Genomic DNA, 12,257 nt, shown 5'->3' on the forward strand with positions numbered 1-12,257 from the left:
CTTAATCCCCCCCAAGCAAATTTTTTCCTGCAAGCGAGGCATCTACCTTCATCCACTCTGCAATTACTACATTTAGATTTTTAACATCCCGACCTAGATGCTCTCTATAAAGTACATAAAGTGAATTCAATTCCTTTACTAAACTGTCAATCTCTGAAACTGTATCCAGATTAAGCTCACCCTTATCTATTGAAAACATTTCATCCGTTATAAGAGCTTGAGCCACTGACAAATTATCTATTTCTGGATAGAATCCCTCTGGATTTATTAATATTTGCTCACTCATTTGTTATCTCCATATTTTGTTTTGATAGTTCAACTTTGCAAAATTGACTTACCTTTAGTACAGTAGACATTTTATCTTCAATCTCCTCCGAACTTATTTTTTGTAAGTACAGATAGAAGTCAAGGTAATCTAAACCAGCCAGCCATAGTTTCATAAAGTATATCGAATAAAATAATTGCTTTCTTCCGCTTAAATACTCATATTGCCTTAAAATATTGTCCTTAAATAGTTGGATACTGGCTAGGTCCAGTTTAAAATCTTCAATATTATCAGTATCTGGCAGTATAGCTCCCATTTCTACAGAATCAATGGTAATTTGTATCTTTTTATCACTATACCATTGACTTAGAATTTGATAGGTCAAGTAAGCATCAGCGATTGGAATTTGGAATAAATTTGTATGCATCAGATAACTTCGCCTATCTGATATTCCATTGAGTTCAATACCTTTCCAGACAACCTCTCCATCAGTAAGCGGTAGAATGATTGGCTTAATAAACTCTAAACAACCGTTTACCGTCCAAGCCTGTATATCTTCAATCCTTTCTTCAACATTTCCATAAATATATACTTTATATCGAATTTTTTGGAAAAGGTATTTTTGGACTTTCTCTACATCTTCGAATGTAAGACTCTCAATGGATTTATGAAAATTATCCATTGAGAACCGTTTATGATAATGTAGAAATTCTGAGTAAATTAATTCTTCTTTCACTTCATCAGAAAAGTTATTTATGTAATCTAATTTAAATTGTTTAAATAACTCCGGAAATTCTTCTCGTGACGGAACTTTTGACTTTATTTTTTCAAAAATATCTATGTCACCAATCAACTTCTTTGAATTACTAATGAATGAAAAAATCGTTTGAGAAGCATACACAGAAATATTAATTTTCTTATTATAGAGTTCTTTAGCAAATTCTTCTTTATATTTAGCTAAGAAAAGCAATGCTCCCGGTTTAAAAGAATATACATCATTGCCGTACACAAAATCACGTAGGGCAAAACCAACATTGATACCAATTGAAATATATATTTTTTTGTTCTCAGCTTTATGATGAATTTTTATTTTATATTGATTATTTGTCATTTAGACCCCTCACTCACAGTTTTCATCAATTTATAATTTTTGTTAGTTATAAAATAGGCTAATGACTCTTGTAATGACGGCTCTGAGTACTTAACATTATTTAAGCTTAGGATTTTTTGATCATTCAATCGTGTTTCCACCACAGCTTCTTTCATTAACTTAACATGCTTAGAAACAACATCAATCTTAGAAGATAGGCCAGGCATAGTAACAATTAAACTGTATACTCCTACTTTAGGACCATTAGTCAATATATAGAGCATCTTATCTAACAACTGACTATCCTCTTGTACTAAAACATCTAATTCATTCCAAATGACAACAACTATTTCATCATATTCATCAAATTCGATATTTTCAAAAACAGAATCATATATTTCATCAATCATTAATAAACGACTCGAAGGTGTAAACGAAACTTCCGTCCCATTATCAGTAAAGAACTCTTCGCCACTAACCATTTTTACAGAATAATCTGTTTGTCCTAGAGTATTTAAAAAACCTCGCAAAAAGTTATTTCTATGCCTATCTTGTTCATAAATATATACAAAGTTCCCAACGGTCAAATCCCAACTCACAGCCTCCACCGTTTCCAGATCCAGTCCAAGTGGAATCTGACCTGAGGCGATGGCTTTCTGGACGCTGGCACGACTGAGGAAGTCCTCGCGAGTCAGCTCTTCTGGCACCATTGGGATAGCTTCTGGAACCTGACCCGTCCAAGCAGCCTTCTGACGACTCACTTCCTCACGCATCTGATCCACCAGCTCTATGTCGTGGTCCACACGAAGGGGAAGTGCCAACTGGAGGCTATAAACTTCCTCACCCTTATAGAGAGCCCGTCCCTTAATATCTTCAATATCCGCAAGACCAGTAGCCCCGACAACACTGCGAACTTCTGTCTTATCGTGTTGCTTCAAGGTCAACTGGTGCTTGAAGTTAGAGTAGAAGGTCGCACGAAGGTTAGCCTGACGACTAGCCGTCACCACAAGGTGAAGACCAATGGCCTGACCCTCACGAGAAATGCGGGTCAAGAGTTTGAGTAATTCTGCCTCAAAACTCTCATCCTTCATAGACTCAAAGCTATCCAAGGCAATGACAATACGTGGCTCCACCTGTCCTGTCAACTGACGGTACATGGACAAGGTACCCACACGATGTTCCGTAAGCAATTTCTTGCGACGGTTGATTTCCTTCTCCAAAAGACGGATAAACTTACCAATCTTCTCTCCCTGATCCAAGAGGAAGACATCCGCCACATGTGGTAAATCCCCCATTGGAACCAGACCACTCGTCCCAAAGTCCATCAGATAGATATGGAGTTCAGATGGGCTATAGTGACGAGCTAGATCCAAGACCGTAGTCTGTAAGAAAGTAGTCTTACCGGTCGCTGGAGCCCCATACATAAGCAAATGACCATCCTGAGATAGGTTGATAGACAGCGGTTCTTGAGCCTGCTGGCTCGGTTTATCCAAGAGACCTAGAAGAACCTCTAACTCCTCATTGACTCCCGACCAAGTTAACTCAGCCTCATCTCGTAAATCTTCCACAAACAAACGTGAAGGTAGCGGAGGCAACCATGGTTGCGGCAGGGCCTGGATGGACAAGCGCTCTGTCAAGGCTTTCAGCTTACTTACAATGGCTTGAAGCTCACTCGGAACCTCCTTGATGGACTCAGCCTGATCCAGACCCGACAGGTCTTCGTTGAGAATCTCATATTGACCGATGTCATTGATGGCATAGATGGTATGGTCCTCAATCCCCTGCTCATCCTTATCTGGCTGGTAATCAGCCCCAGACCAGGCAGACTGGAAGAGTTCATACACTTCATTATTTCCGACCTGGAGGTAGCCACGACCCACCTGGGTAATCTCAGCCGCATCTGGCGTCTTAAGCATCTCCATGGAGTCGCTCCGATCCGCCACCTTGAGCGCCAGCTTGAAGCGGGAGTTGGACCAGATCTGGTCATCCACCACACCAGATGGCTTCTGAGTCGCTAGGATCAGGTGAATACCTAGCGAACGACCGATACGAGCGGTTGAGACCAGCTCCTTCATAAAGTCAGGTTGGTTGGTCTTGAGCTCCGCAAACTCATCGGAGATCAAGAAAAGATGAGGCATGGGCTCACTCACCTCACCCAGCTTGTACTTCTTCTGGTATTGATTGATATGGTTGACATCATTCTCCGCAAAGAGACGTTGACGACGCTTCAGCTCCGCATTGATGGACACTAGGGCCCGCATGGACTGGGCGCCATCCAAGTTGGTGATGGTCCCAAGTAAGTGAGGCAGGTCCTTGAAGAGGTTGGCCATGCCCCCACCCTTGTAGTCGATGAGGAGGAAGGCAACATCATGCGGATGGAAATTAACCGCAAGGCTTAAGATATAAGACTGGATGACCTCTGACTTACCAGAACCCGTGGTACCTGCCACCAATCCGTGCGGACCATGGGCTTTTTCATGTAAGTTCAGATAGACAATATCCTCCTTGCCACGAAGACCCAGAGGCACCGCCAGACTCTTATAAGGCGCATGCTTTTCCCAACGACTGACAACACCCAAGTCCTCAAAGGTCTCAACCCCATACATCTCCATAAAGGTCACCGTTTCAGGGATAGAAGACTTGAGGTTCTGTAGGTGGTTTAGCGGAGCTAAGCGGCGCACCAAGGTCTCCTTATCATAGCCGACTGGGAAGTGGTCCAAGGCAAAGTCAATCTCACGCAACTGACCTTCCTCCATGACTAGCTGACCAGTGTTTCGATCCTTGATGTTAATGATGGTCTTGATATTCTCAGACAGAGAAGACAGCACATCCTGCACAAAGACCAGGCTACAGCCCAGCTCCGTCGGATCCTCTGTGAAGAACTCCATGATGATATGGTCCAAAATCAACTTCTCATCCGTCACCAAGACCACATAGTGAGGGCTGAAGAGGGTCTGTTTTTTGAAAAATGGCAGAGCAATTCACCCGTTTCCAAGAGTGAAGTAAGTTTGGCAAGTCTAACTCTGTCGAATCCAACAGCTCCGCTTAGAACAAGTCTAGCCTAGCTTCTTATGTGTCAAGGAAGAATATTACCTTTCCATTATACCAAAAAATCCAGACAAGGTGATCCTGACTGGATTCTGTTATTAATTAGGCAATAATTTGTATGCGTCAGATTCTTAAATGGATACTCTACTCCTGCCAACTGTTTACTGGACAGTTTAAACTCTAATCTTATGACTAACAACTTGTAAACTAAACAGTTCCTTTGGGATATGGAGAATGTTCAATCATTTGATTATATTGTTTAGAAAATAGTTTTTCATCGTTATTTTCATAACCTCTAAATTTAATTTCTTGAACATTTTCTCTATTAAAAAAGAAAACCTTGTCAGGGCTCATCATTCCTTGAGGAATCAAAACCGCGCCATAGTCATAATAGATTTCTTCATCATTTTCAACGACTATACTTGCTCTTGCAATAATTACCAACTCTGTGCCATCTCCATTTCTTAATGTAACGACACTGCCTAACGGCAAAATTTCTTCAGCCATATTCTATTCCTTTCCACTTATAAATTAATCTTTAGACATGGATTCCTTACCCCATTTAATCTCTCGCTTTTGGTATTTACCTACAAGATTCATGAAACGTATTGGATTATTTTGCCAGATTAGAAGTACCAAACTGAAAGGCATAATCCCCAATAATGATAGCATTATTATTTCACTACCAATACTTGAACTATTCAAAATTAACGGCAAAATTGTATTTTGAAATATAGGGAAACAAGCAATATTTACTAAAAATATCATAGATACAAAAAGCCAACAAACTACTATTTTACCAGTTGTCACCTTTTTATCACTAAAATTACGCCAGATTAGATTATTATAAACCGCCACCCTAAAGTTTTGTCGGCTGGTGGGTTGTGCTTGTTGAACATTTTTATAAAGTGCTCTTTCTAAAAGCCATACCATACCAATAAATTCAAAGAGCCAAGTAACCCCTAAAAAAATCAAAGTTCCATAGCTATAACGACCTCCAAATGGGTTGGCAACCGTAAAAAAACTAGTCCCACCGCCTACGATAAGAAAACCCACCAATAGAGGGATAAAGCGGTTAACCTTACCCGCTCCTTCTGTATTGAGCAGTTGACTTTTGGGAGCTGACAGAGCTAATTTCCTCTCCGTATCAAAATAAACTGCACCATTTTCAGACTCACCAATATAAATAATTTTTCTTAAAAACATATACTCACCATAAAGCCCAGTTATCCCCGTCCCAATCATTACGTACTAAACCATCGTATAGTGTATTCACTATACCTCCAAACACATAACCTGCGGCAGCTCCTGCGATTGTGCCAACCACTGGTATTGGTATCAAAGAACCTATTGCAGCACCAACATAAATTGAGCCAACAGCAGTCGCAGTGTGAGCAACTCCATCAACTGTCGCGTTAACTGTACCATATTGATCAACTCTGTCAAAGTAAGTTGTAACACCATCAAATATAGCCAGAGCACCTCCCAGAGTTCCAACACTCTTGAGAGCTCCTTTCGCCCCACCACCTTTGACAATTTTCCCAGCACCATTTATCAGTTCATCTGCACTTCTAGCCACTTTAACATTCTTAAAACGACTTACTTCTCCACTAACCTGTCTCCAAGTTTTATAGCCAGTTTTAGAGTACGTTGTAGAAACTGGTTTACGCCACCAAGTTCCATTCTTTATTTTCTTAATACTAGCAAGGGCCTCCGTACCAGCTAAACTTCCAGTACTTAGGTAACTAGCACCTTTAGCATAAGAGCTAGCACCCCCAACCTCATGAACCATAAGCGCATTACTAACTATCGAGTCAAGCAAGTAGTCTGGACGTTCCTGTATAAAATCTTCAATGCTAGCAATATCTTCCTTGCTTAATTCTCCTCCATTTTCTAACTTTTTTACTACTTCCTCATATTTTCGAATGATTGCGTAAACTTCCGTAGCTTTCTGGATAGACGGTGCAAGGGACAGGTGCGGATTTTCATGTACATATCGGTTAATGACACGAATATCCTCTTCTGTCAACTCCTCGCCCTTCTCCACTTTCTTTACAACTGCATCATATCCAGACTGAATAACCTCAACACGTTCCTTCCACCTATCGTCAAGATCCTTTTTCCAAGCCATATCTTCTGGCATTCTGAAACCACCCAGACTAGCGTGTTGCCCAAAACTACTTTGAACTCCTGAAAAACCACTTGTGATAGACTGTTTAAGTTGAGCCAAGTCCGAGAAAACAGAGACAGACTGACTATTAAAGGTTAGGAGCCTGTCCAACTTCTCCTGCTCTTTCTGTAGGCTGTTGTTGGTGATGCTCATAGCACTGTGGAGACTGTTAAGTGAGCGAAAATTAAGGATATCCTCTCCCATCAAACGATTGTAAATATAAGACTGATGAGCAAGACTGGCTTGATAAGAGGCGATGTTGGCACGCAAAACCGATTCATCCAAGCTTTCATCCCCTACAATGGACTTATATAAGCTCCCAAGTTGGCTCGCACTCTGACTCAACTCTTCTGAATAGAGAATCAAGCCCTGGGCCAAGGACCTTAAAACATCTTGACCAAAATCCTTGGCATTGGTATAAGCCTGACCCTGCAAACTACCAGCACTGTAAAATTGGTCCAAGGAACTGATTACTTGTTGCAGGCTGGCAATCCGTTGCCCTGATGTCGCATTTACGGAGGAAATATGACCGTTCATACTTCCAAGATTAACCTTTACCATTCTCTTCCTCCTTTCCCGCAGAATCCCCTAGACTGAGTTTCTGCCTCTCATAATATATATCGTCTAAAACTCTCTGAAGCCGCACTTCTTCCTTAGATAAGCTTTCCTGATGGGTGATGATGCTCTGTGAAACCCCACGGATGCCATCCTCAAATAGTTCTATGAGTTCATAGACTTCCCTTGAATCAGGAGACCGATTTTCTATCTCGCGTAAATGAAGTAGGACCTCCCCACGACCATTGACGACATCTTCTTCCAATATCTGATAATGATGCTTCGAACGAACCAAGTCGTCCAAACGTTCCTGCGTTCTTCTTTCCTCTGTGTACAGTGTATCTATTTTCATTGTTTCAGCCATAAACACTCCTTAAAACAAACCTGATCGAGGGGTGAAATCGGCACTATATGATGCGGTTGGGACTTCGATTTGTTCCATGATTTGACTACTTAATCGAGCATCTACCGCCTGGAATTCCTGATCCGTTTGTTGGATTAAGCGTACAAACTGCATTAACTGGCTCGCCAGCTGGTCTGTAGCTTGGTTTTCTTGATCAATAGCACTAGAGGCAGAAGTCTTGCCTAGGTATTCACTACCATTATCCTTTTGGCTCAAACCCTGATCTGCTAATCGTGTTGCGGCCTGACTAATGCTCGTTGCACACGATTGAGCTGTGTAGCTATTATTCTCTATCATATCATCCTTCTCCCTTCCATTGGCTTATTTTTATCAAGTCAGATTGACTGCGATTGTGAAGATAGACCTCATCCATAGCAGGGTGTGACTCCTTGCTGTTGTAGACCTTATCCACAATGCTTTGATCGTTTAACTTCATTCCAAATAGGAATTGTTGAGCTTGCTCACGCAAGACTTTAACAGCCGCATCCGTCTTAACTCCGATAAAGTTATACAAGCCACCAACAACTAAGTGTAAGCCAACCTGTGAACCTTGAGATAAAAGCAAGGCCATCTTGTCTTGACTAGCACCCGTCATAGATAGGAAGCTCTCATAGTTAGAAATCACCACCAAGAAATGTTCAGTAAAGCCTTCTGCTTGTCTCCGTTCCAGTTCATACAGAAGTTGCTCAGCCATATCTGAAATCAGGGACTGACCTGAGAGATAGGTTTTACAGTTTCCTTGATGATGCGCAAACGTTCCTGCTGTGTCGATTAACATAACTTGGTAAGATGTCAACTCTTGCATGGTCTTCAGTAAATGCTCGCCAATTGCTTGCACCTGCTCTTCTCTATCTGACAGGTAAACCAAATGCTTAAAGCGGTCAAGCTTCAAACTAACACTTTCCACATTCTCAAAGTCTAGTCCGATTGGTAGCTCACCACCTGCGACAGCTTCTTGCACGCTTGCTAGTCCCGCAAACTCTTCAAAACTCAGGCTCTCAGGCATGACTGGTATGCCTTCTGGACGACGACCTGTCCAAGAAGCAGCCATGGTTTTCGCCTCATCCTGTACAGCCTGCACCAGACCAAAGGAGTCCTTGGCATAGGCTGGAAGGGCTACTTGGAAGACCTCAACCTCATCCAAAGGAACCAAGCCTCGACCAGGAACCTCTTCCATCACATGTTGGTGACGACCGACAATGGTACGAGATTCGACGTCATCTGTCAATTTCAATGCCAAACGTGTTTTCAGACTGGCTTGTAAAGCTGGGCGAAGAGCCCCACTGCGACCAGCTGTGAGGACCAGATAGATTCCGAGGCTGGCTCCTTCACGTGCCAGAGTTTGTAAGAGAGTTTCCATTTCAGCTCCAAGGCTTGCCTCTTTCAAACCATCAAAATTATCCAAAACCAAGAAGATAACAGGAAGCTCGTCTCCACTCGCCTGTCGATAGAGGGTGAGATTTGGGACGGCATAGCGACTAAAGGCCGCCTTGCGCTGAGCCAACTCGTCCTTAATCCGACGCATGAACTTGGTCAACTTCTCTGTATCCTCCGCCATCAATAGATCCGCAGTATGAGGCAGATCTCTCAACGGCAAGAGTCCGTTGGTACCGAAGTCCAATAGATAGAAGTGTAGCTCCTCCGGTGTCAGTTGGCGTGCCAAGTCCATCACTAGGGTTTGAACAAAGGTCGATTTCCCCATACCTGGACTAGAGAACAAGGCGATGTGTCCATCCTTTTCAAAGTCATGTTCCAAGACTTCTTGGCTCTGGTGACTTGGTATATCAACCATCCCCAAGCGTGCAACCAGACCACTTGCCTGTCCCCACAAGTCCTTGAAACCTTGTGGGCGTAGATCTTGCAGGAAGATTTCCTTAGAAAGCGGAGGCAACCATGGTTGCGGCAGGGCCTGGATGGACAGGCGCTCTGTCAAGGCTTTCAGCTTACTTACGATGGCTTGAAGCTCACTCGGAACCTCCTTGATGGACTCAGCCTGATCCAGACCTGACAGGTCTTCGTTAAGAATCTCATATTGACCGATGTCATTGATGGCATAGATGGTATGGTCCTCAATCCCCTGCTCATCCTTATCTGGCTGGTAATCAGCCCCAGACCAGGCAGACTGGAAGAGTTCATACACTTCATTGTTTCCGACCTGCAGATAGCCACGACCCACCTGGGTAATCTCAGCCGCATCTGGCGTCTTAAGCATCTCCATGGAGTCGCTCCGATCCGCCACCTTGAGCGCCAGCTTGAAGCGGGAGTTGGACCAGATCTGGTCATCCACCACACCAGATGGCTTCTGAGTAGCTAAGATCAGGTGAATACCCAAACTTCGACCGATACGAGCGGTTGAGACCAGCTCCTTCATGAAGTCAGGTTGGTTGGTCTTGAGCTCCGCAAACTCATCGGAGATCAAGAAGAGATGGGGCATGGGCTCACTCACCTCCCCCAGCTTGTACTTCTTCTGGTATTGATTGATATGGTTGACATCATTCTCCGCAAAGAGACGTTGACGACGCTTAAGCTCCGCATTGATGGACACCAAGGCCCGCATGGACTGGGCACCATCCAAGTTGGTGATGGTCCCAAGTAAGTGAGGCAGGTCCTTGAAGAGATTGGCCATGCCCCCGCCCTTATAGTCGATGAGGAGGAAGGCCACATCATGCGGATGGAAATTAACCGCAAGGCTTAAGATATAAGACTGGATGACCTCTGACTTACCAGAACCCGTGGTACCTGCCACCAAGCCGTGCGGACCGTGAGCTTTTTCATGTAAGTTCAGATAGACAATATCCTCCTTGCCACGCAGACCCAGAGGCACCGCCAAACTCTTATAAGGCACATGCTTTTCCCAACGACTGACAACACCCAAGTCCTCAAAGGTCTCAGCCCCGTACATCTCCATAAAGGTCACCGTTTCAGGGATAGAAGACTTGAGGTTCTGTAGGTGGTTAAGTGGAGCTAAGCGGCGCACCAAGGTCTCCTTATCATAGCCAACTGGGAAGTGGTCCAAGGCAAAGTCAATCTCACGCAACTGACCTTCCTCCATGACCAGCTGACCAGTGTTTCGATCCTTGATGTTAATGATGGTCTTGATATTCTCAGACAGAGAAGACAGCACATCCTGCACAAAGACCAGGCTACAGCCCAGCTCCGTCGGATCCTCTGTGAAGAACTCCATGATGACATGGTCCAAAATCAACTTCTCATCCGTCACCAAAACCACATAGTGAGGGCTGAAGAGGGTCGACTCCCGATTGGACTTGTCTTCCTTTTGAGCCCTGCGCAGTTTCAAAATCTGATTGAGCGAGTTGAGCACCTGATCATGGGTCCTTTGGTTATAGACGAAGCCACGCACATTCATGTCCTGCAAGGTCGCATGAGGCAAGAACCGCATCCAATCCCACTGCTCCTTCTCCTCCTCTGGCATGATGGTAATAAACTGCACATCATGATAGGAATGGAAAAGTGCTATTTGGTTGACCATGAGTTGGAGCTGCTCAATCACCAAGGCACGCGGACCAATATAGCCGACAGGACCATGGGACAGATTGGCCACAATGGGCATATCTGAAATGGTCTTGTTTTGTTCATAGAGTTGGAAACCCTCCAACTCCAAGGGATCCCGCTTGCCCGACCGTTCTGTCTGAGCATAGGACAAGTCATAAGACACCGGAACCTCACCCAGACCCAAGCGATAATACAAGAAATCAAAATGAAGAGGCGTCTTCTCATAGATCCGATGGTGGTAGCTATCTGCCAGATCCACCAAGGTCTCAATAGCAGGATAATGGTAGAGCTGACCATCTTTCTGCGACTTGGTCAGACCAGCCAACTCCTTGGCCTTATCAGCCAGATAGTCATGATAGAGCCCCTCTCGGTCTCTCAGCTCTTTCTGATAATCCTTTCTCCCCTTTATATAGCCAGCAATGGACATCCCCAACGTCACAATCGACATGGCGATAGTCGCAAGCACGTAGAGACCACGAGGTTGGAAAATCATGATAACCAATGTAATCCCCACCATCATAAGAGGAGGCAAGATTAATTTCAACAAACTGTCAGACGGTTTTGAAGGTGCATTTGAAGGCGCATTGATAGCCACCCTGTCTTCTGAACTCCGATAGATAATCCGTGGAGAGCGATGGTAGTCTGGATAATCCTCATAAAAAGCATAGCGCGATGCAGACTTACGAGCCAACTCATCACTAGCCTCTACAGGACCCGCAACCAGGACCTCATCTGCATAAAATTTGAAAAAAGTATCCTCAAAAGCAAGCTCATCTCCAAGAGCCAGTTCCATTTCCCCCTTCTCCATCAAAAGATTATTGATATAGATGGAGCCCGCCAAACGATAAAGCATCCATGACTGGTCACTGCGTTTGAGCAAGACATGACAACTTGACCCTGCAAGAACAAAACTATTGCCCGTATGCTGGCCGATCGTTAATTCCTGCTTATCAAGAGGGTCTAGGATTACCTGTTCCGACGGAAGAAGATAGACCACGCCCCCCGCCAAAGACATACCAGATACAAGCTTTCCTTCCACTCCATCATAGTCATAGCAAACTTGTGCTTCATCTAACCAAATCGTCAAAGGAGTATCCAGTGAGGAGACAAAAACCTGTGCCTTTTCTGTGCCTTGAAAAAGAATCTTTTTTCCAGCAGACACATCCGCCACATAGCGAAAACCATCTTTATAAAAAACTACTGTCTCTGCCAT

Annotated in this window: 8 protein-coding genes and 1 pseudogene; all 9 read right to left on the bottom strand. The window is 43.9% G+C overall.

Annotated elements, in window-relative coordinates:
- Nucleotide 1: 1 nt before the first annotated feature.
- The 9 genes and pseudogenes from K5Q29_RS05050 to essC (K5Q29_RS05090) all read right to left on the bottom strand — a co-directional run bounded on the left by K5Q29_RS05050 (nucleotide 2) and on the right by essC (K5Q29_RS05090) (nucleotide 12,257).
- Nucleotides 2-286: a hypothetical protein gene (locus K5Q29_RS05050; RefSeq protein ID WP_105139865.1), complete on the bottom strand. Its 285-nt coding sequence runs from the start codon at nucleotides 284-286 to the stop codon at nucleotides 2-4.
- Nucleotides 279-1,376: a hypothetical protein gene (locus K5Q29_RS05055; RefSeq protein WP_105139864.1), complete on the bottom strand. Its 1,098-nt coding sequence runs from the start codon at nucleotides 1,374-1,376 to the stop codon at nucleotides 279-281. Before K5Q29_RS05055 ends, K5Q29_RS05050 begins: the two co-directional genes overlap by 8 nt.
- A pseudogene (gene essC, locus K5Q29_RS05060) lies at nucleotides 1,373-4,318 on the bottom strand (type VII secretion protein EssC); the annotation flags it as partial. The pseudogene essC (K5Q29_RS05060) and the gene K5Q29_RS05055, both read right to left, overlap by 4 nt.
- Before the next feature lie 292 nt (nucleotides 4,319-4,610).
- Nucleotides 4,611-4,910, bottom strand: a complete 300-nt coding sequence (locus tag K5Q29_RS05065; RefSeq protein ID WP_024412827.1) for a DUF4176 domain-containing protein — start codon at nucleotides 4,908-4,910, stop codon at nucleotides 4,611-4,613.
- A gap of 24 nt (nucleotides 4,911-4,934) precedes the next feature.
- Nucleotides 4,935-5,609: a hypothetical protein gene (locus tag K5Q29_RS05070; protein ID WP_105139795.1), complete on the bottom strand. Its 675-nt coding sequence runs from the start codon at nucleotides 5,607-5,609 to the stop codon at nucleotides 4,935-4,937.
- Nucleotides 5,610-5,613: 4 nt separating this feature from the next.
- The gene (locus K5Q29_RS05075) at nucleotides 5,614-7,134 is read right to left on the bottom strand and encodes a T7SS effector LXG polymorphic toxin (RefSeq protein WP_105139794.1); all 1,521 of its coding nucleotides are present in this window, start codon (nucleotides 7,132-7,134) and stop codon (nucleotides 5,614-5,616) included.
- Complete coding sequence (locus K5Q29_RS05080) at nucleotides 7,121-7,492, bottom strand: hypothetical protein (protein ID WP_029179009.1); 372 nt, start codon at nucleotides 7,490-7,492, stop codon at nucleotides 7,121-7,123. Before K5Q29_RS05080 ends, K5Q29_RS05075 begins: the two co-directional genes overlap by 14 nt.
- 9 nt (nucleotides 7,493-7,501) lie before the next feature.
- Nucleotides 7,502-7,828 (bottom strand): TIGR04197 family type VII secretion effector, encoded by a 327-nt coding sequence (locus K5Q29_RS05085; protein ID WP_052506915.1) that lies wholly within the window; start codon nucleotides 7,826-7,828, stop codon nucleotides 7,502-7,504.
- Between the two features lies 1 nt (nucleotide 7,829).
- The gene (gene essC, locus K5Q29_RS05090; protein WP_205032608.1) at nucleotides 7,830-12,257 is read right to left on the bottom strand and encodes a type VII secretion protein EssC; all 4,428 of its coding nucleotides are present in this window, start codon (nucleotides 12,255-12,257) and stop codon (nucleotides 7,830-7,832) included.

Source organism: Streptococcus sp. 2018037, assembly GCF_019754195.1.
In the GTDB taxonomy this organism is placed as follows: Bacteria; Bacillota; Bacilli; order Lactobacillales; family Streptococcaceae; genus Streptococcus; species Streptococcus hashimotonensis.

Bases quoted from the DNA above. Each gene is read 5' to 3' on its own strand.
- K5Q29_RS05050 (WP_105139865.1), bottom strand. From the start codon at position 286: ATGAGTGAGCAAATATTAATAAATCCAGAGGGATTCTATCCAGAAATA.
- K5Q29_RS05055 (WP_105139864.1), bottom strand. From the start codon at position 1,376: ATGACAAATAATCAATATAAAATAAAAATTCATCATAAAGCTGAGAAC.
- K5Q29_RS05065 (WP_024412827.1), bottom strand. From the start codon at position 4,910: ATGGCTGAAGAAATTTTGCCGTTAGGCAGTGTCGTTACATTAAGAAAT.
- K5Q29_RS05070 (WP_105139795.1), bottom strand. From the start codon at position 5,609: ATGTTTTTAAGAAAAATTATTTATATTGGTGAGTCTGAAAATGGTGCA.
- K5Q29_RS05075 (WP_105139794.1), bottom strand. From the start codon at position 7,134: ATGGTAAAGGTTAATCTTGGAAGTATGAACGGTCATATTTCCTCCGTA.
- K5Q29_RS05080 (WP_029179009.1), bottom strand. From the start codon at position 7,492: ATGGCTGAAACAATGAAAATAGATACACTGTACACAGAGGAAAGAAGA.
- K5Q29_RS05085 (WP_052506915.1), bottom strand. From the start codon at position 7,828: ATGATAGAGAATAATAGCTACACAGCTCAATCGTGTGCAACGAGCATT.
- essC (WP_205032608.1), bottom strand. From the start codon at position 12,257: ATGGCAGAGACAGTAGTTTTTTATAAAGATGGTTTTCGCTATGTGGCG.